The sequence below is a fragment of the Mesorhizobium sp. M0478 genome (assembly GCF_040321305.1).
In the GTDB taxonomy this organism is placed as follows: domain Bacteria; phylum Pseudomonadota; class Alphaproteobacteria; order Rhizobiales; family Rhizobiaceae; genus Mesorhizobium.
In genome coordinates, this window is record NZ_JAMYRH010000008.1 from 90,958 (window position 1) to 110,292 (window position 19,335).

Consider the following 19,335-nt stretch of genomic DNA (forward strand, 5'->3'; position numbering starts at 1 on the left):
CACGTTTGGAGTCGCTGGGAAACAGTTTGTCAGGCATCTTTCGTGTGGCGCGGCCGTATCGCCGGCGATATTGCGAGCTGTTTCACAGATTCCGTGAGCAAGGCAGGACGTTATAGTACAAGTAGAAGAGAGCGCGATTGGCGCCGTCCTTTCGCTCTGTCATCACGGTCATGGCGCAGTTGACGATCGACTTCGGAAAGGAATCTTGGCGATGAGACTGTTCAGATATCTGCTGGCGCTGATCGTGCTCGCCATTGGCGCGCTGTGGTCGCTGCAGGGCATTGGCGTGGTCGGCGGTAGCTTCATGACCGGCGAGTCGCAATGGCTCTATATCGGCATCGTGACCATGCTGGTCGGTTTCGCCGGGCTGGTATGGGCGAGCCGTTCGCGGGGGTGAGTTGCGACGAAAAATCGACCCACACAGATCGACCCCCACTCCGTCGAGCTTCGCTCGACACCTCTCCCCGATCGACGGGGGAGAGGAAAGGCGGAGTGGGGGAAGGCGCTGGTCAAACCCGCAGTCGCAAACAGGGCCAACCCGGCGAGCAAGAAAACAGCCACCCCATATTGCCGGTCCATTCTGTTACCTATCTATCCGGTTCGGATAGAATGCCCTGCCCGCGACAGCACTACCCGAACAGCTGATCCAGAATCCTGCCCTCCAGCCTGGCAAGCTCGACCGAACCGCGCCGGCGCGGCCGCGCCACCGACACGTCGAGATCGAGCGCGATGCGGCCGTCCTCGATCACCACCACCCGGTCGGCGAGCGCAACCGCCTCGGCGACGTCATGCGTGACCAGCACCGCGGTGAATTTTTGCTCCAGCCAGATGCGTTCCAGAAGCTGCTGCATTTCGATGCGGGTCAGCGCATCGAGCGCGCCGAGCGGCTCGTCGAGCGCCAGAATCTTTGGCTGTCCGATCAGTGCACGCGCCAGCGCCACGCGCTGCTTCTGGCCGCCCGAGAGCACCGAGGGCCATTCGTCGGCGCGGTCGGCGAGGCCGACTTCACCCAGGATGGCGAGCGCGCGCCGCCTGGCTTCCGCACCGGTGGCAAGCCCGGTCAGCCCGACCTCGACGTTTTTCACCACGCTGGCCCAGGGCAACAGCCGCGGCTCCTGGAACATGAAGCGGCTCTCTTCGCCAGCGCCGGCCTTGGCCTCCGGCCCGAATGTCAGCGATCCTGCCGTCGGCCGGTCGAGCCCGGCCAGCAGCCGCAAAAGCGTGCTCTTGCCGCAGCCGCTCTTGCCGATGACGGCAACGAACTGCCCGACCGGCACGTCGAGATCGATGCAGTCGAGCACGACCTTGTCGCCAAAGCGCTTTTCCATGCCCTTGAAGGCAAAGGCGCGCTGCCTTTCGACGGCCTCCTCCGGCCGTGACGGTTCCGGTGCGGCGACGAAGGAACGGATGGCGGTCAGGCTGGCGGTTGGCATCGAACCCTCAGGCGTTCTGGAAGGCGGGATGCCAGCCGAGCGACAGCCGCTCGAGCAGGCAGGCGAAGCTGTCGGCAAGCTTGCCGAGCAGCGCATAGATCAGGATCGACAGCACGACCACATCGATCAGCAGGAATTCGCGTGCCTGCATGGCCATGTAGCCGAGGCCGGAACTGGCCGAGATGGTTTCGGCAACGATCAGCGTCAGCCACATGATGCCCAGCGCATAGCGCAGGCCGACGAAGATCGCCGGCAGCGCGCCGGGCAGGATCACCTGAAAAAACAACGCGCGGCGGTCCATGCCGTAGACCGGCTACGTCTACATGACTGCAAGCCAAAAACGCGGCACGATCTACATCGGCGTCACCAACGATCTCGCCCGCCGCATGCCTGAACACAAATCCGGCCAGGGCGCAGGCTTCACCAGCCGCTACGGTGTTCAACGGCTGGTCTGGTATGAGGAATTCTTCGACATCACCGATGCCATTCAACGCGAGAAGTCGCTGAAGCGATGGCCGAGACAGTGGAAGATCGAACTGATAGAGAAGGCCAATCCGGAGTGGTTTGAGCTGTTTCGCGGAACCGGGTGGTAGGCGCCCGGTTTGTTGCTCCCCTGGAGCGTAGCATCAGCGTCTCGGCATGGATCCTAGGGTCTGCGCCGCGTCGCTTCGCTCCTTGCTTCGCCCTAGGATGACGAAATCGCGAAGGCTGGCGCTAATCACCATCACCTCACTGCGACCAATACTGCCAGGCCCAGTAAAATCCCTCGTCGCGTGGCGGCAGGCGGTCGCGTTCGGCGTCGAGTTGCACCGGGGCCGGCGATTTCGGTTGCGGCTGTGACGACGAGTTCTCCCGCCAGGCGAGCAGCCAGCTGCCGAGATGGGCGAACAGCACCGCGGTGGACTGGGTCATGACATCACTCCTTCTGTTCCGGGGTCGGCGGTCGCCGTGCTGCGAAGGGAAGCAGCCGGTCAAACCGGCAGAAACTTGTTGTCATTCCTTTCCCGCCCACGGAACCAGCTGACGCTCGATCCGGCGGATGATGAATTCCAGCACGAAGGCTATTGTCGCGATCACCACTATTCCCATCACCACGACATCGGTGACCAGGAACTGGGCGGCCGACTGGATCATGAAGCCGAGGCCGCGCGTTGCCGCCACCAGCTCGGCTGCAACCAGCGTCGACCAGCCGGCGCCGAGCGCGATGCGCAGGCCGGTGAGGATCGACGGCAGCGCGCTGGGCAGGATGACATGGCGCACCACTTGGCGCTGCGTCGCACCAAGCGAACGGGCCGCATCGATGCGCTCCTTTGAGACACCGCGCACGCCCGAGGCCGTCGACAGCGCCACCGGCGCCAGCATGGCAATGGCAATCACCAGGATCTTTGACGGTTCGCCGATACCGAACCAGATGATGACCAGCGGCAGATAGGCGAGCGGCGGGATCGGCCGCAAAAATTCGAGCAAGGGATCGAAGATGCCGCGCCCGACCGTCGAAATGCCGATAGCCAGCCCAACCGGAACGCCGATGACGATGGCCGCGAGCAGCGCCGCGAACACGCGGCCGAGGCTGGCGACGATATGCTGGAGCAAAGTCGCGTCGACGAAGCCGTCCTTGATCACCACGATGAACTTGGTCCACACGGCGGCGGGCGACGGCAGGAACACCGGCGACACCAGTTGCAGGCGCGCAGACAGCGCCCATGCCGCCAGCGCGGCCACGATGGTGACGGCGCTGATCGCCCGCGAGGAAACCCCGCGCCGCTTCCGCACCGGCCGCGACCACGGCACCGAAATGGCATCGGCCTCGCCGGTCCCGGCGGCCGGCCGCTCGCTGTAGGAGGTGACGCTCATGCCGCCTCTCCTTCGAAGATCGCATCGGTCAGCTCGCCGCGCGCCGCGGCAAAGGCCGGATCGGTCTTGATGGCGCGGATCGGCTCGCCTGCGGCATAGCGCCGGCTGAAACTGGTCTCGAATGTCCGCACCACGCGGCCCGGTCCGGGCGCCAAAACGACGATGCTTGTGGCCAGCACCAGCGCCTCCTCGATGCCGTGCGTGACCATCAGCACGCCGACCCGGCTTGCGGTCCACAGGTCGAGCAGCGTCGTCTGCATGCGCTCGCGCGTCAGCGCATCGAGTGCGCCGAGCGGTTCGTCGAGCAGCAGGAATTCAGGCTCGGCCGCGAGCGCTCGGGCGAGGCCGACGCGCTGGCGCATGCCGCCGGACAATTCCCAGATGCGTTTGTCGCCGACGCCGTTAAGCTTGACCAGCGCCAGCAACTGGTCGGCGCGGCGCGCCCGCTCGGCTTGCGGCACGCCGCGCAGCCTGAGCGCAAAGGCGACGTTTTCACGGGCCGTCAGCCAGGGAAACAGCGCATCGTTCTGGAACACGACCGCCCGGTCGGAGCCTGGGCCGGTGATCGGCCGGCCGCCGATCGTGGCGACCCCGCGCGCGGGCTCGACCAGGCCGGCGGCGACATTGAGCAGCGAAGTCTTGCCGCAGCCGGAGCGGCCGACCAGCACGACGAAATCGCCCTTGGCGACATCGATGGAAACCCGGTCGACCGCCGGCGCTGCCTGGCCGTCATAGTGAACCGAGACCTTGTCGAGTACGAGATGCGGGTCGAGTACGAGATGCGGCATGAAAAGGGGCTCCGGAAGAAAATCAGCCTGCCCCGGCCCTCGTTAAGCGGATCCGGGACAGGCAGCACGCGGCGTCAGGGAAGAAGAAACCGCGCGTGTTCAGGGCAATTCCAGGAAAAGTGTAAAGCGGTTTTCCGTCCGGAATTGCGTAAAACTGAAGATCAGTTCGAGGCCAGAGCCTCGGTCACGTATTTCGACGACACGTATTTCGAATAGTCGGGCAGCACGGCGTCGATCTTGCCCTGCTCCTTGAGGAAGGCCGAAGCTGCCTCGATCGCCTTGACCGTGCCGCCGCCGAGGAATTTGTCGGAAGCCTGCTCTTCCAATGTCGGGAAGACGTAACCCTTGAGGAGCTGCGGCACCTCTTCCAGTTTGGCACCGGTGATCTTGGCGATCTTGGCCGCTTCCGGCGACGAAACCGACCATGCCTCGGGCTTGGCCAGGAACTGGGCATAGGATTCGCCGGTCACCTTGACGAAATCGCGCACGGCGTCCGGGTTCTTTTCGGCGAAGTCGGTGCGCACGATCCAGGCGTCGAAGGTCGGCGCGCCCCAGGCGGCAACCTGCGAGGAATCCAGCACCACCTTGCCTGTCGTCTTGATCTGGCCGAGCGCCGGATCCCAGACATAGGCCGCGTCTATGTCGCCGCGAGCGAAGGCGGCGGCTATTTCCGGTGGCCTGAGATTAAGGATTTCGACCGACTTCGGGTCGACGTTTTCGTGCTTCAGCGCGGCAAGCAGGCTGTAATGCGTGGTCGACACGAACGGCACCGCCACCTTCTTGCCGGCGAGGTCGGCGATCTTCTCGATGCCGGATCCATTGCGGGCGACCAGCGCTTCGGACTGGCCGATCAGGCCGACGACAAAGATGGTCTGGATCGGCAGTTCGCGGCTGGCGGCCGCGGCCAGCGGACTCGAGCCGACATAGCCGATATCGACCGAACCGGATGCGACGGCGGCGATGACATCGGCACCGGAATCGAACTTACGCCAGTCGATCGTTGCCTTGGTCGCCTTTTCATAGGCGCCGTCGGCCTGTGCTACTTTCGAAGGTTCGACCACCGTTTGGTAGCCAATGGTGATGTTGAGGTCCTGCGCCTGGGCCGGGCCGAGGAAGGCCGCACCCGCCAAAGCTGCCGACGACAGGAGGACAATGCGTCGCGAAATGCTGGACATGAAAGGCTCCATGAAAAATGAGAAAAACCGGATGCCTGTTCATAGTCAGCTAATTCTATCATTCTTGTAGAGTTAAATCGTTCCAAGCAAAAAGCACTTGTTAGAAAAAAACCAACGGCTGATGCGGGCGCGGTGACCGGCCCGTGTCGGACCGTGCACAAACGCAAACGGCGCCCCAAAGGTGCTGAAGAGTTGGTGGTCCTGCCAACCCTCGCTACGGAAGAGGCCTGATTTGGTGCTCGGCGCGCCGCTTGCGGCCTGCCGCAGGATCGATGTCGAGCCGTTGAGCCTCACCGACTTCCGCAGCGACGGCCACCGCTGGATGCTGCGGTCAAGCGGCGTGCCGGTGGCCGCCAAGGCCGCCCGGTCTCAGAGCGGCAAGGCGGCGTCCTGATATCGGGCGCAGGGCGGCGCCCGAGTTGTCGGGAGTCATGTTCGCCGATCCGCGGGCTGCGACCCAAAATTCCCGGCAAAGCCCCAAATGGCGCAAATCCATGCTGTAAAAGACGGTTGATTTGAAAACACGTTCCGCGTGTTCGAGGGTAAGTATAGTAATCTTATCGACATTGGGAGCAGGAGCCGCCGTTCATCGCTGCAATCGCTCGCGGCTGGCTGTGACCGTAACGGCACAAAGCCTTGCTAAAGTGGCCCCTGCGGCGTGAAAACGAAGCAAAATCAAGGTTTCTCGGCTTGTATATCATGTCAGTAGAATTTATGTGTCGAAGCAGCTTGCACGCGGCGGGGAGGCACGTCAGGCGTTTCGCAACCGATGGTTTGGGCCATCGCCTGACAGAGAAACATTCGGTCTATGCTCACCAAAAAAGGCAAGTACGGCCTCAAGGCGCTGGTCCATCTGGCGCATCTGCCGGTGGGACAGCTCGCCTTCGTCGGCGACATCGCCAGCGGCAACAACATCCCGAAGAAATTCCTCGACGCCATTCTGGGCGAATTGCGCAATGCCGGTTTCGTCCAGAGCCGCAAGGGCAAGGATGGCGGGTATCGCCTGGCGCGCCCGGCCGACGAGATCAAGGTCGGCCATGTCGTGCGCGTCCTCGACGGACCGCTGGCGCCCATCCCCTGCGCCAGCCGCACCCAGTATCAGCGCTGTGAAGACTGCAATGAGGCGACATGCCAAGTCCGACATCTGATGCTCGAGGTCCGGCAGGCGATCGCCGAGGTGCTCGACCAGCGCACGCTTGCCGAGATGCGCGACATCGTCCTCGACGACCTTCCGGTCGCGAGGGACATCGACGAGCTTGCGCCGGCGCAAAAGGTCCCCGCCTGATCCTGAGCGTGCTCGCATGAGCGTCGCGCGCGCCATTTCGATCATCCGCAGCTCGATCATCATCGTCGGCGGCGGCGCCAGCGGCGTCGTGCTTGCCGCGCATCTGCTGAAGTCGCCCAACCCGGACCTTCGCGTCACGCTGATCGAAAAGCGTCCGCATTTCGGCCAGGGCATCGCCTATTCGACGCTCTTATCGGCGCACGTGCTGAATGTCAGCGCCGCGGGGATGAGCGCCTATGCCGACGATCCCCTGAATTTCTGGCGCTGGTTGCAGGGGCGCGGCCTGATAAGCCAGGAACAGACGCCGCAGACACCCTTCTATGCACCGCGCAGCGTCTATGCCCGCTACCTCAAGGAAGTGCTCGACGAGCTCGAAACGCGCGAAAAGGAAACCGGCCGTCTCAGGCTGATTCGCGAGGAAAGCCTGTCGATCTCGCCGACATCGTCCGGCGTCGAAGTTGTGCTGGCCAACGGCACCAGCGTCGTCGCGCATCTGGCGGTGCTTGCCACCGGCCATGACGAGCAGCCCGGCGCCGGCCAAGGGCACGCAATCCGCATGGGCACCGAGGCCGACACCGCGCTCGATCCTGAAGCCCGCGTGCTGGTGCTGGGCACCGGGCTCAGCATGGTCGACGCCTTCCTGTCGCTCGAGCAGCGCGGCCATCGCGGCGAGATCGTCGCCGTATCGCGGCGCGGGCTGCTGCCGTCGCCGCACCGCAAGGGCAACCCGATCAAGCTCGACGTCGCCGACATTCCGCTCGGCACGCAGCTCTCCTATTTCGTCGGCTGGTTCCGCGACCTGATCCGCGAAAACCAGAAGGCCGGCATCGACTGGCGCGACGTCGTCGATGGGCTGCGACCCTTCAATCAGAAGATCTGGCAGAACTGGCCGTCCTCGGCCAAGCGCCGCTTCGTTGAGCACACCAAGGCCTGGTGGGACATCCATCGCCATCGGCTGGCGCCCGAGGTGCATGCCCGCGTCACCGAAGCGGTGCGCACCGGCCGCATCCGCCCGGTCGCCGGCCGTGTCGTCGGCATCGAGGCTGGCGATGGATTCACCGTCGGCATCCAGTCTCGCCACACAAAGGCGCTGGAAACGCTGCAGGTCGCCCGCATCTATGATTGCACCGGCATCGCCCGCGACATCTCGACGACGTCGAACAGCGTCGTGCGCTCGCTGGTCGACCGCGGCCTGGCGCGGCCCGACCCGCTGCGGCTTGGCCTCGATGTAACGGCCAAGTGCGAAATCATCGCCGGCGACGGCACCGCATCGGCCAAGATCCTCGCCGTCGGGCCGCTGACCCGCGGCACCTTCTTCGAGATCGACGCCATCCCCGACATCCGCGTGCAATGCGCTAGGCTGAGCAAGCAGCTGCTAGGGTAAAGCTGTTGACGTCGGCGGGATAGCACGCCCCTCAGAGGGGGGTGGGAAGGATCGCTACGGAGGGTGTTGGGCTTGAGTCCAAAGCCGGCCTAAAACTGGAATTCCATTCCCCCTCTCGCCGGTTGATTGGCACGATCTACCTTCTTTCCGACTGCAAACGGCCGGAAAAGAAGCTACGCTGCCGCTCTGCCCCCGAGGCGGTCGCTTGTTCAAGGGAGCACATCGATATGAGCGAGCACGGAAAAGCTGCGCCAGGCAGTTCGGACGGCGCGTTATCCCGCCTGCGTCCGCCATACGCCTCGGTGCTCGACCTCATCGGCCAGACGCCGGTGGTCGAACTGACCAAATTCGACACCGGCAAGTGCCGGCTGTTCATCAAGCTCGAAAGCCAGAATCCCGGCGGTTCGATCAAGGACCGCATTGCGCTGTCGATGATTGCGGCGGCCGAGAAGGAAGGCAAGCTGAAGCGCGGCGGCACCATCGTCGAGGCGACCGCTGGGAATACCGGTCTCGGCCTCGCCCAGGTCGGCATCCCCAAGGGCTACCGCATCATCCTCGTCGTGCCCGACAAGATGTCGCGCGAAAAGATCCAGCATCTGCGCGCGCTCGGCGCCGAAGTGCGCATGACCCGCTCCGATGTCGGCAAGGGCCATGCCGAATATTACCAGGACATGGCCGAGAAGATCGCATCGGAAACGCCCGGCGCCTTCTACGCCAACCAGTTCGCCAACCCGGCCAACCCCGAGGCGCATGAGACCACCACCGGACCGGAAATCCTTGCCCAGCTCGATGGCGACCTCGACGCCGTGGTCGTCGGCGTCGGCTCCGGCGGTACGCTGACCGGGCTTGGCCGCTACTTCGCCAGAACATCGCCGAAGACCGAAATGGTGCTGGCCGATCCCGTCGGATCGGTGCTGGCGCCGCTGATCAAGACCGGCAAGATGGAAGAGGCCGGCAGCTGGACCGTCGAAGGCATCGGCGAGGATTTTGTGCCGCCCAATGCCGATCTGTCGCTGGTCAGGAAAGCCTATTCCATCCCAGACAAGCAGAGCATGCTGGCCGTGCGGGACCTGCTTTCGAAGGAAGGCATTCTCGCCGGCTCGTCTTCCGGCACGCTGCTGTCGGCCGCGCTTCGCTATTGCCGCGAGCAGACGACAGCAAAACGCGTCGTCACCTTCGTCTGCGACAGCGGCAACAAATATCTGTCCAAGGTGTTCGACGATTTCTGGCTGGCCGAGCAGGGGCTGGCCGAACAGGAACAGCATGGCGATCTGCGCGACCTCGTCATGCGCTCGCACCGCACCGGCGACACCGTTTATGTCGGCCCCGACGAAAGCCTGCTCAACGCCTATGGCCGCATGCGCCGCTCCGATGTCTCGCAGCTGCCGGTGCTGGACAATGGCAAGCTGGTCGGCATTATCGATGAGGGCGATATATTGGCCAAGGTCGACGGCCCCTATGACGGCCGCTGGGACCGCTTCAACGCTCCGGTGCGCACCGCCATGACCTCCAATCTGCACACGCTGCAGGCCGGCCAGACGCTGGATGCGCTGCTGCCGGTGTTCGACCGCAACGAGGTCGCCATCATCTTCGATGGCGACGAGTTCGTCGGCCTGATAACCCGTATCGACCTGATCAACCATTTGAGGCGCGCACGATGACTGCTGAAACACCCCCATCGGGCAAGAACCGCCTGGCTTTTTCCACGCGCACCATCCATGGCGGCCAGAGCCATGACCCGCTGACCGGCGCGGTGATGGTGCCGATCTACGCGACCTCGACCTATGGCCAGCAGTCGCCCGGCGTGCACAAGGGGTTTGAGTACGCCCGCAGCCAGAACCCGACCCGCTTCGCCTTCGAGCGCGCGGTGGCCGATCTCGAAAGCGGCTCGGCCGCCTTTGCATTCGCTTCCGGCCTGGCGGCGATCTCGACCGTGCTCGAGCTGCTCGACAGCGGCGCCCATATCGTTGCAACCGACGACATCTATGGCGGCTCGTTCCGGCTGATGGAGCGGGTGCGCAAGCGCTCGGCCAATCTGCAGGTGAGTTTTGTGGACTTCACTGATCTGGCGGCGGTGGAAGCAGCGATCCGTCCGGAGACAAAACTGCTCTGGGTTGAAACCCCGACCAATCCGCTCCTGCGCATCGTCGACCTCGAAGGCGTTGCGGCACTCGCCAGGCGCAAAGGGGTTTTGACGGTCGCCGACAACACGTTCTGCAGCCCCTACATCCAGCGGCCGCTTGAACTCGGCATCGACATCGTCGTCCACTCGACGACGAAATATCTCAACGGCCATTCCGACATGGTCGGCGGCGTCGCCATCGTCGGCGACAACAAGGATTTGGCGGCCCAGCTGAAATTCCTGCAGAACGCCATCGGCGCCATCTCCGGTCCCTTCGACAGTTTTCTCGCGCTGCGCGGCATCAAGACACTGGCGCTCAGGATGGAGCGGCATTCCACGAACGGCCTGAAGATTGCGCAGTGGCTGGAGGCGCGAAAAGATGTGCGCCGCGTCGTCTATCCCGGCCTGGCCAGCCATCCGCAGCACGCCATCGCCGTCCAACAGATGCATGCCTTCGGCGGCATGATCTCGGTCGACCTCGACCGCGACCTCGCCGGCACCAAACGCTTCCTCGAACGGACGCAACTGTTCACGCTGGCTGAAAGCCTCGGCGGCGTCGAAAGCCTGATCGAACACCCGGCGCTGATGACGCACGGCTCGATCCCGGCGGAAAAGCGCGCGGAAATCGGCATTTCGGATTCGCTGGTGCGGTTGTCGTCGGGGATAGAGGATGGCGATGATCTGATCGCCGACCTGGACCAGGCGCTGCGGGGGTAGGCGTACCAGATGCGTACCGATGACAATGAGGGGCGGCGCTGACCGTCGAGATTAAATCCCAATCCGCCGCGCGTTAACACATTCAGCAGCCTTTGCTTAACCCTTCGCCGCTATGTCCCGCCTGGGGAGGGATGGCGAGAGTGAGTATGATGGACAACAACCCGGAAAAGCGCAGCGAATGGCGCGCCATTTTTTATGTGCAGGCCCGCGTGGCCATCCTGTTCGTCCCGGTCGTCGCCAGTCTTCTGATCATTGCCGCACTTGCCGGCAACGACCACAATCCCAATGCCATAGACCGCACGGTTACTGGCTCGGTGAAATAGGCGCAGCGGTCGGCCGACAGTCGGCCGCCTCAGAAAAACTTCGGGATCGGGCCGTTCTGAGGCGTCACGTCGCCTTCCAGGTCGATGAACGCCTCGTCGACAAAGCACCATGCCCAGCCTTCCGGCGGGTCGTAGCCTTCGATGATCGGGTGCTTTGTGGCGTGGAAATGCTTGGTGGCGTGGCGGTTGGGCGAGTCGTCGCAGCAGCCGACATGGCCGCAGGTGCGGCACAGCCTGAGATGCACCCACATGGAGCCGCTCTTCAGGCACTCCTCGCAACCGAGCGCGCTCGGCGTCACCGTCTTAATGTCGCGCGTGTGTTTGCATTCATCCATTATGCTCTCCTGTCCAGTTCGGGCGCTGCTGCGTTGGGTCGCGCGAGATAGGCGTGCAAGGCAGCCACCACCTGGGCGCCTTCGCCGACGGCGGCGGCGACCCGCTTGACCGAGCCTGCGCGCACGTCGCCGATGGCGAACACGCCGCTGCGGCTGGTCTCCATCTGGCCCGCCCCTATGTCGGCGCCGGTGCGCACGAAACCCCTGGCGTCGAGCGCGATATCGCACCCAGCCAGCCAATCGGTGTTGGGGTCGGCGCCGATGAACAGGAAGAGATGTTGGATGGGCCGCGTCTCGACGCCGCCGGGGTTGCGCCAGCGCAACTGGGTGAGATTGCCGCCTTCGCCTTCCAGCGCCTCGATCTCGGTCTCGCCAAGCACCTCGATGTTGGGTTGCGCCTCGATACGCTCGACCAGATAGCGCGACATGGTTTCCCTGAGGCGGCCGCGGCGCGCCAGCATCGTCACCTTGCGGACCTGGCTGGCGAGATAGACGGCCGCCTGCCCCGCCGAATTGCCGGCGCCGACCAGCGCCACTTCTTGCCCTGTGCATAGCCGCGCCTCGATCGGCGAGGCCCAGTAATGCACCGACGTGCCCTCGAACTCGGCCAGCTTGGCGATGTCGAGGCGGCGGTAGCGGGCGCCGCTGGCGATCACCACCGTGCGTGCGCGCAGGCTTTCACCGTCGCCGACGGTAAGCGTGTAGCCCTCGCCTGCTGCACCGAGCAGCTTGGCCTCGTCGGGGATGACTATTTCGACGCCGAATTTCTGCGCCTGGTTGTAGGCGCGCGCCATCAGCGCCATGCCGGAAATGCCGGTGGGGAAACCCAGATAGTTCTCGATGCGCGCGGAGGCGCCGGCCTGGCCGCCGAAGGCGCGGCAATCGAGCACGATGGTCGACAGCCCTTCGGATGCCGCATAGACCGCGGCCGCCAGCCCCGCCGGCCCGGCGCCGACAATGGCGACGTCATAGACCATGTCGGGATCGATCGGCCGCAGCAGGCCGATGCAGCGGGCAAGTTCGGTTTCGCCGGGATTGTGCATCAGCTTGCCGTTGGGGCAGAGCACGATCGGCAGATGGTGCGGGTCGACATGAAAATGCTCAATCAGCGTCTTGGCGCACGGGTCGCTGTCGGAATCGAGCGCGCGGTGCGGCTGGCCGCTGCGGCGCAGAAACCCCTGCAGCCGCAGCATGTCGCCATTGCCGGCCGGGCCGATGACGACCGGCCCGCTCGAGCCGCTTTCCAGAAGCCCGACGCGGCGCAGGATCAGCGCCCGCATGATCCGCTCGCCAAGGCTTGCCTCCTGCACCATCAGGTCGCGCAGCCGCTGCGAGGGGATGACGAAGGCCTCGACCGGCTCGGCCGCCTCCGCATTGACCAGCGACGGCCGGCTGGAAAGCTGCGCCAGCTCGCCGATGAAATTGCCGGGACCATGAGTGACGATGGTCTCGCGCCGGCCGGGCCTGACATCCTGGGTGATATCGACCGTGCCCGACAGGACGACGATCAGCCCCGGCGCCACGGTGCCGGCGGTGACGATATGCTCGCCGGCGGCATAGGAACTCGCCTCGCCGAACCGGCGCATGCGCTCGATATCGGCGTCGCCCAGGATGGGAAACATCTGGTCGCGGCGGGTGACGGTGATCGGCTGGGTGGGTGGGGCCATAGGTGCGAGCGTAGCGCCACGGCCGCCGGGTTTGAAGTGGTTTGTTGGGGGACTGGCCGGAAGGGGAGGTGGCTCCCGCGCCAGCTGGTTCGGATGCTTCGCATGGCCCCGCTGCAAGGCAAACAGCGCGCCGACCAGTGCGACCTTTATAAGGGCGAGCCCGAGCAGTACCGCCAGCAGTCCTCGCTCACCAGTATGCTGCAAGAGCAGCGCGCCGACGGTCGGCGCCGGGCTATCGCGTTACGCCAAGCGCCTGGGGTGCGGTGGTATCCTTGGGCTCCGCGAAGGCAGATCCTGGCGAAATCCCATTCGTCACATTTTTGTAGAGCGCTATCGGATGCGGGCGCCCTACCAGATATCCTTGGATTTCGGGGCATCCTTCCTTCATCAGGAAGGCACGCTCGTCCTCTGTTTCGACACCCTCCGCGATGACAGGCAAGGCCAGCGCATTCCCCAGGCTGAGTATCGTGCGCACGATGGCGGCCGATTGGACATTCGAACCGACACCCGAAACAAAACTGCGATCGATCTTGATCTTGTCGAATGGAAACGCCTGCAGCGAGGACAGCGAGGCATACCCGGTGCCAAAATCATCCATCGAGACCCTGACGCCCAACGCCTTCAACCTCCGCAAAACCGACAAGGCGGTTGCCCGGTCGCGGATGAGAACCCCTTCCGTGATTTCCAGTTCCAGCCGCCCCGGAGCAAGGCCGGTCTCGTAGAGGATAGAATGAACGAGGCCTACCAGGTCCCCGAAACGGAACTGCACGGGAGAGAGGTTGACGGCGATCTGCAGCGGTGAGGGCCAGGAGGCCGCGTCTCTGCACGCCTGCCTGAGCGTCCATTCACCTATCTCAACGATCGTGCCATCCTGTTCGGCAAGCGAGACAAACGCGTTTGGGGAGATGAGCCCATGCTTTGGATGGTGCCATCGGGCGAGTGCCTCGAAACCGAAGATTTCGCCGTCTATCCTGGCTTGCGGCTGGTAATGAAGCACAAGTTCGCCATGGCCGACCGCAGAGCGCAAATCTCGCTGCAAGGCGTAGCGCTCTCTTAGTCGCTTATCCATCTCAGGGTCGAAGAATTGCACCATTCGGCGACCGTCCGCCTTGGCCCGGTAGAGCGCTGCGTCGGCATTTGCCATCAGCGCCGCGGCATTCTCTCCGTCTTTCGGATAGATCGCCGCGCCGATGCTCACCCCGATCGAAATGTGCTGGCCCCGGATTTCGAATTTGCCTGCCGCCGATTCGAACAGACGGTCCGCAACGTCCTTGGCACTCGCGGACCGGTCATCCATGGCCAGGACAACCGTGAATTCGTCGCCGCCCATGCGCGCGATAAAGGCCTCAGGCGCCGCGGTTTGGAGACGCCGGGAGATGGTGCAAAGCAGATCGTCGCCGGCGGCGTGCCCGAAAACGTCGTTCGCCTCTTTGAAATGGTCAAGGTCGATGCTGAAGACGGCAAAGCTGGCGTGCGTTGCTTTTGCACGCTCGAGCGTCGTGGCCAGGTGTGCTGCAAGCGCGGCCCGGTTCGCCAGGCCGGTAAGCGGATCGTGGTGCGCGAGATGCGCGATTTCCTCGTGCCGTGCCATCAGTTCGGTGCGCGCTACGTTCATGTTCTCGCGCGCGTCGTCCAGGCCGTGGGCGGCTTCCCTCACCTTGTCCTGGAGCAGGTTGAAGCTTTCGGCCATTTCTCCAAGTTCGTCACGAGAGTTTACCGTAACCGGCATGATATTCACGGAGGCATGCGCCGCAGCGAGGTCTCCCCGCCCCAGGGCGACCATGGCAAGAGAGAAATCCTTCAGCGTTCCGGATGTCAGACGCTTTGCCGCGTTGCTCACCTCGGTCGCCGAATGGGTGATCATTCCCGGCAAGATCAGGCCAACGCTGATGGTCAGCAGCGCGACAACGACAAAAATGTCCTCCAGCGCGGCGACCAATGAAGTGTCGCCTTGGGGAACGCTGCCGATCGCCAGGAAATAGCCGGCACCGTCAAGCACGAGCACAAAAAGCATGGCTCCGGTAAGCTTCAGGTGAAGCGTATGTGGCAGCAAGGGTAGACCGAGTGCGTATCGATCCTCCATAGCGCGCCAGGCGTAGAGCGCAGCACCCGAATATGCCAAAGCCAGACCGAACAGGACGGTAGGAAGGCCAAATTGCTGAAATCCCAGTATGGCGGTCAACAGCCATATTGCAGCCGCGCCTACGCCAAGGATGATCGTTCCCCTGGGAGCCCGGAAGGGTCGCTCGGCTTCGGGACTGTCACGGCGCAAGAGCCAGACTGCGATGTTTGGCATGCAGATGCTGATCAGGTACGTAAAATTGGCCGCGGCGATCATCCAGAGCGGATACCCGCACAGCATGAAGCCGATTGCCGCGGCAGCTGTGAGCAGCGTTGCCGCCCAGGGACAATCTGTTGAGGTGCGCCTGGCCAGGAAGCTCGGCAGCAGGCCGTCTTCGCTCAGTTGCGCAAGGGTCCGCGCGGCGCCTGCCAATGGCTGCAACGTTCCATGGAACATGTTCAGCATGATGAGCCAGATGGCGGCCGCCTTGCCGAAACTCCCCAACAAGGGCGCAAAGGTAGGCCCAAGAGCTATGGCGAGGTCGGTGCCGAGCGGCTCCGGCCCGAGCACACCCAGCCAGACAACCGGCAGGACCAGGAAATAGACGCCCGCCATTGCGGCGCTGGCCCACATCGCCAGAGGAATGTTGCGGTTGGGATCGATGGTTTCGCCAACATGGCAGGCTGCAGCCTCAAATGCCGGTGCGGCAAACCCGATCAGGTACAGTCCCGCCATCACCGACGTGATATCGCCGAACAGGCCGGCAAACGGGCTGGTCAGGGCAAAATCCGTCGCTTGCCGCCAGTCGACCGAGCCACTGATGACCGGGACAAGGGATGAGAGAAACGCAAGCGTCGCGGAGGCAGTGGCGATCGGGATCGCCAGTTGGACCACCCACTTGATTCCACACAGGTTGACCGCCGTAAAGAATGCGATAAGCCCGCAGGCGACCGCCTCCACGGGGAGGCCCGGCAGGTACCATTGCTGGATTGCAGACGCTGAAAGAACCGCTGTCAGTCCGCAGGTCGGCACCCAACCCCACCAATAGCAGGTGCCCGTCAGAGCCGAGAGAACGGGACTGTAAGGTCGGAAGGCTTCGGCGCACGCTGCAGAGATACCGCCGACGCGGTTTGGCCACATGAGAACCAATTCGGTCCACGCAGGCGCGGCGGCCCAGCTTAGAAGCAGACCAACAACGAGCAAAGGAACCGCAGCGCTTCCTTGACCGGGAATATTCCCCTGACCGACAAAAAGGGCGGCAATCAGAAACAGGCTTTGATTGCTGCCACCCATGGCGAGCGCTGTCGTGCCCATCCATCCCAAGGTTCTCGGGTGCGGTCGTGAAGGCGTGAGGCCCGGCATTCAGAGACATCCATTCGAGTGCGGAGCGCTGTCTGACTGGCGAATGTAACCTGCGGAGATATGTCTGTCGAACGTCGCGCTCCCGAAGTCAAAGTTGGAACTTAGGTGAGACGTATTAAGACTTCGTACCAAATCCGATCCCGCTGATGATCACTGTCAACTTCCGGTGGCTGCGGTTCAATCATGCTGATGCCGGTCCGAATGGCTCGATCTCCTCCGATCCGGGATATCATTTCCAATTTTATCTAATCGCCCACTATGGAAGAGCGATCGAATAGTCGCGAATACAGCCTAATATCGCTTATTATCGACAAATCTCGTGATTGCGGAGCGCCATCATTCGAAACGGCGGCTGAAGTCGACTGTAGATCGCTAAGCACATTGACCGCTTTTGACTTCGTAACTCGCCATCGTGGGGGGCAAGGACCGAGACTTCACGCCGTGCCTCAAGCTGGAGCTAACTTGTGCGAGCACGCCGCATAGCCCCGCGTTGCAGGGTAAACAGCGCGCCGACCACGCTGGGCGCGGCGGTCGGCCTTGGCGCGCTGGTGGGTCCTTCCCAGGCCGGCGCCCGTACGGTCGAGATGGCGATCGCCCGCTACCATCATCCGATCTGGACCAAACTGGCCTCGATGACATCTGTGACCATAGGCGTGGCGACGCTCTGGACCGGCCTGCCGGTTCTGACGGCCGCGCTGATTTTCTACGGCGCCGGCTTCGGCTAGCATGGCCGAGTATCGTCACATGCGGCGACATGGTGTTCTGGACGATGCTTGAGCGCGACGCGACCTCGCCAGCGGGCACGCCTTCGACGCCGGCCCGCAGCAGGAATGTGTTCAGCACCAGAACACTTGGGATCAGAGTTGCGGGCGCCTGCACACGTGAGTACTCCGCCTCACAAGCCTTCCGGCTGGTCCTCGAGGACGAACGACGCTGCAATCAGGTCATCGCCGCTGATGCGGCCGCTGCCGCCAACCATGATGGATGCGACTTTCTGAAAGGTCTTCATGTCGGCCTCTGTTATGCGGCATCGCGCATTCTCGCCCTGAGAGAACCCAGGCGGGTATCGAGGGCTGGCGATGTCTCGACGTCATCGATCATTTTCGATCATCCTGGAGCGCAATGTGATCCACAGCCCGCCGCCATGGTCGGCGGCGGGCGGCAGCTATTCGATCAGTCGTAGACCTTCACAATTTTCCGGGTGCCGGGGTCGACCAGGACGGTGCGGTTGTCGACCACGACATAGCGGTATTTGACGTTGGGAACTTCGTGCAGCTCGACCGTATCAGGCAAGGCACTGCCGACGTTCAGCTCCACGCCCGGGATCTTCACCGAAGCCAGCGGCTGCTTTTTCACATATTCGCGGACGACCGTATCCTGCTCCGGTGTGATGACGACATCCTGAGCTGCGGCGCTGCCGACGCCAGCCAAAAGCAACAAGCCTGCAGCGGCACTTGCAAAGTGGATTTTCATGGTTTTCTCCTCGCGTAATCCGGCGACGGCACCACGCCTGTTCGCCGAGGGACCGAACTTGAGATCAGCCAGATTGTTCCTGTGACTTCAGTCCGCGGCGAACCAGACCAAAGTCGGATATCAGCTAAGACCCAAGTCCCGAGGCGGAACGTTCAAGCGGGGCAGGCGTTTCCCAAATGCAACTAAATAAAACAGGAGAGGAACACATGGCCGACGGCCCAACTGTTGTTAATTCTGGGGGTGGCGGCGGCACTGCGATTGCTGTTGTTCTTGCACTTATTGCGGTCGTAGTGTTGCTTATTTTTACCGGCGTCATCAATATCCGCGGCGACGGCGGCAAGGATATCAACGTCAAGGTTGAAGCGCCAAAGGTGGAAGCTCCGGCTGCACCCGCAAAGCCTGCGGCACCTGCCCCAGCCCCTGCGAGTGGCGGCTGATCTGCTCGTATCCACGCTTCCGAACTGACCTATGAAAGGAAATTCCCATGACCAGATATTTCGTCAGCGCCGCCGGCGCCCTCGTCCTTATGGCGGGCATCGGCACCTCGTTTGCCGAGGATGTTATTGTTCTCAAGCCCGAACAACAGACGGTCGTTCGCGAATATATCCATAAGCAGAAGCTGGCCTCAGTCAGTTTGCTCGGCGTCGAACTCAACGTCGGCACGGCACTTCCCGACACTGTCGAGCTCCACGCAATCGACGTTCCGGATGTCCGCTACAAGTATACGGTTGTCGGAGATCACGCGGTTCTCGTCGATCCCGACACGCGCAAGGTCGTGCAGATCATCGAGTAACGCGCGAGCCCGCCGCTCCGATCAGGAGCGGCGGGCTTTGGCTGCGCTGTGAAGGCTCTATGGGCGGCCGTTTTCTGAACGGGAGGATGTCTGATGTTTAGCGACAAGGAAACTTGGGTCCTGGAAGCTGCCTTACTCGCGGCAATTCCAATTTGCGTAGCCGTCACCGCACTCGTGGCATTTTTGACCGCGGCCTGGATATGAACCGCTTTCTCTTTGTGATGGGCGACTTTCTATCCCGGCCACCGGGCTTCTATGTCCTTCTTGTAGCCATGCTGCTCTGTACTGCGTTGGTGCCATTCGGCCTGACGAATGTGGTCACCTACGCATTGTCGGTAGCGGCCATCGTGATCACCGGCGTTGTGCTGATCCAGGGTTACCGCGACACGGCCGCCATTCACGCCAAGCTTGATGAGATTATCGTTTCGCTGAATGAGACCAGAAACGATGTCGTCGGCTTGGAGCATGCCGAGCCGGAGGAGATTCGGGAGAAGCTCCAGACACTCGAAGAAGAAGCAATGAAAGCGGTTCGCCCGCCGCATTGACCCTCCGCTGGACAATC

At 63.0% G+C, this 19,335-nt stretch carries 21 protein-coding genes and 1 pseudogene; 12 read left to right on the forward strand and 10 right to left on the reverse strand.

All coding sequences use genetic code 11. The annotated features are described in order from the left end of the window. Positions 1–211 precede the first annotated feature (211 nt). Positions 212–397 (forward strand): hypothetical protein, encoded by a 186-nt coding sequence (locus tag NKI64_RS19705; protein ID WP_023822339.1) that lies wholly within the window; start codon positions 212–214, stop codon positions 395–397. 232 nt (positions 398–629) lie between these two features. On the opposite strand, the gene NKI64_RS19710 is transcribed toward NKI64_RS19705, so the two are convergent. Further along, the gene (locus NKI64_RS19710) at positions 630–1,433 is read right to left on the reverse strand and encodes an ATP-binding cassette domain-containing protein (RefSeq protein ID WP_023822340.1); all 804 of its coding nucleotides are present in this window, start codon (positions 1,431–1,433) and stop codon (positions 630–632) included. Between the two features lie 7 nt (positions 1,434–1,440). Next, positions 1,441–1,743, reverse strand: a pseudogene (locus NKI64_RS19715) (ABC transporter permease subunit); the annotation flags it as partial. A 13-nt stretch (positions 1,744–1,756) separates the two neighbouring features. Between NKI64_RS19715 and NKI64_RS19720 the strand changes: the two are divergent. Continuing rightward, a complete protein-coding gene (locus NKI64_RS19720) occupies positions 1,757–2,026 on the forward strand; it encodes a GIY-YIG nuclease family protein (protein ID WP_352514286.1) in 270 nt (89 codons plus the stop codon). Between the two features lie 136 nt (positions 2,027–2,162). Here NKI64_RS19720 and NKI64_RS19725 read toward each other — a convergent pair whose 3' ends face one another. The 4 genes from NKI64_RS19725 to tauA all read right to left on the reverse strand — a co-directional run bounded on the left by NKI64_RS19725 (position 2,163) and on the right by tauA (position 5,250). Next, entirely contained in the window at positions 2,163–2,345 is a 183-nt protein-coding gene (locus NKI64_RS19725; protein ID WP_023816132.1) for a hypothetical protein, read from the reverse strand. Positions 2,346–2,426: 81 nt separating this feature from the next. Next, the gene (locus NKI64_RS19730; RefSeq protein ID WP_023816133.1) at positions 2,427–3,287 is read right to left on the reverse strand and encodes an ABC transporter permease subunit; all 861 of its coding nucleotides are present in this window, start codon (positions 3,285–3,287) and stop codon (positions 2,427–2,429) included. Continuing rightward, positions 3,284–4,075, reverse strand: coding sequence for a taurine ABC transporter ATP-binding protein (locus NKI64_RS19735; protein WP_023747437.1), 792 nt, complete (start codon positions 4,073–4,075; stop codon positions 3,284–3,286). Before NKI64_RS19735 ends, NKI64_RS19730 begins: the two co-directional genes overlap by 4 nt. A gap of 161 nt (positions 4,076–4,236) precedes the next feature. Then, a complete protein-coding gene (tauA, locus tag NKI64_RS19740) occupies positions 4,237–5,250 on the reverse strand; it encodes a taurine ABC transporter substrate-binding protein (protein ID WP_023710332.1) in 1,014 nt (337 codons plus the stop codon). Between the two features lie 232 nt (positions 5,251–5,482). On the opposite strand from tauA, the gene NKI64_RS19745 reads away from it, so the two are divergent. The 6 genes from NKI64_RS19745 (at position 5,483) to NKI64_RS19770 (ending at position 11,081) form a co-directional block, all read left to right on the forward strand. Continuing rightward, a complete protein-coding gene (locus NKI64_RS19745; protein WP_023706948.1) occupies positions 5,483–5,644 on the forward strand; it encodes a hypothetical protein in 162 nt (53 codons plus the stop codon). 414 nt (positions 5,645–6,058) lie between these two features. Then, positions 6,059–6,535: an RrF2 family transcriptional regulator gene (locus NKI64_RS19750; RefSeq protein ID WP_023672084.1), complete on the forward strand. Its 477-nt coding sequence runs from the start codon at positions 6,059–6,061 to the stop codon at positions 6,533–6,535. A 16-nt stretch (positions 6,536–6,551) separates the two neighbouring features. Then, positions 6,552–7,919 (forward strand): FAD/NAD(P)-binding protein, encoded by a 1,368-nt coding sequence (locus NKI64_RS19755; protein ID WP_352500175.1) that lies wholly within the window; start codon positions 6,552–6,554, stop codon positions 7,917–7,919. Between the two features lie 227 nt (positions 7,920–8,146). Beyond that, on the forward strand, positions 8,147–9,580 hold the full coding sequence (locus NKI64_RS19760) for a pyridoxal-phosphate dependent enzyme (protein ID WP_023681209.1): 1,434 nt from the start codon (positions 8,147–8,149) through the stop codon (positions 9,578–9,580). Next, positions 9,577–10,758 carry a trans-sulfuration enzyme family protein gene (locus NKI64_RS19765; protein WP_023702430.1) on the forward strand — a complete coding sequence of 394 codons (1,182 nt, stop codon included), beginning with the start codon at positions 9,577–9,579 and terminating at the stop codon, positions 10,756–10,758. Before NKI64_RS19760 ends, NKI64_RS19765 begins: the two co-directional genes overlap by 4 nt. 146 nt (positions 10,759–10,904) lie before the next feature. After that, positions 10,905–11,081 (forward strand): hypothetical protein, encoded by a 177-nt coding sequence (locus NKI64_RS19770; RefSeq protein ID WP_081725472.1) that lies wholly within the window; start codon positions 10,905–10,907, stop codon positions 11,079–11,081. Positions 11,082–11,110: 29 nt separating this feature from the next. Here the strand turns inward: NKI64_RS19770 and NKI64_RS19775 are convergent, their stop codons facing one another. The 3 genes from NKI64_RS19775 to NKI64_RS19785 all read right to left on the reverse strand — a co-directional run bounded on the left by NKI64_RS19775 (position 11,111) and on the right by NKI64_RS19785 (position 16,507). Next, positions 11,111–11,416 (reverse strand): UBP-type zinc finger domain-containing protein, encoded by a 306-nt coding sequence (locus NKI64_RS19775; RefSeq protein WP_023672079.1) that lies wholly within the window; start codon positions 11,414–11,416, stop codon positions 11,111–11,113. Further along, entirely contained in the window at positions 11,416–13,083 is a 1,668-nt protein-coding gene (locus tag NKI64_RS19780; protein ID WP_023710335.1) for an FAD-dependent oxidoreductase, read from the reverse strand. Before NKI64_RS19780 ends, NKI64_RS19775 begins: the two co-directional genes overlap by 1 nt. Before the next feature lie 232 nt (positions 13,084–13,315). Next, on the reverse strand, positions 13,316–16,507 hold the full coding sequence (locus tag NKI64_RS19785; protein WP_352669530.1) for an amino acid permease: 3,192 nt from the start codon (positions 16,505–16,507) through the stop codon (positions 13,316–13,318). A gap of 464 nt (positions 16,508–16,971) precedes the next feature. On the opposite strand from NKI64_RS19785, the gene NKI64_RS19790 reads away from it, so the two are divergent. Then, the gene (locus NKI64_RS19790; protein WP_352669533.1) at positions 16,972–17,232 is read left to right on the forward strand and encodes a hypothetical protein; all 261 of its coding nucleotides are present in this window, start codon (positions 16,972–16,974) and stop codon (positions 17,230–17,232) included. 448 nt (positions 17,233–17,680) lie between these two features. Here the strand turns inward: NKI64_RS19790 and NKI64_RS19795 are convergent, their stop codons facing one another. Next, entirely contained in the window at positions 17,681–17,980 is a 300-nt protein-coding gene (locus NKI64_RS19795) for a DUF1236 domain-containing protein (protein WP_023687568.1), read from the reverse strand. A gap of 206 nt (positions 17,981–18,186) precedes the next feature. On the opposite strand from NKI64_RS19795, the gene NKI64_RS19800 reads away from it, so the two are divergent. From NKI64_RS19800 to NKI64_RS19810, 3 genes are all read left to right on the forward strand, one after another. Further along, entirely contained in the window at positions 18,187–18,417 is a 231-nt protein-coding gene (locus NKI64_RS19800) for a hypothetical protein (protein ID WP_033001362.1), read from the forward strand. Between the two features lie 47 nt (positions 18,418–18,464). Then, complete coding sequence (locus NKI64_RS19805) at positions 18,465–18,773, forward strand: DUF1236 domain-containing protein (protein WP_023672071.1); 309 nt, start codon at positions 18,465–18,467, stop codon at positions 18,771–18,773. Positions 18,774–18,973: 200 nt separating this feature from the next. Continuing rightward, on the forward strand, positions 18,974–19,318 hold the full coding sequence (locus tag NKI64_RS19810) for a low affinity iron permease family protein (RefSeq protein ID WP_023672069.1): 345 nt from the start codon (positions 18,974–18,976) through the stop codon (positions 19,316–19,318). The last annotated feature ends 17 nt before the right edge of the window (positions 19,319–19,335 follow it).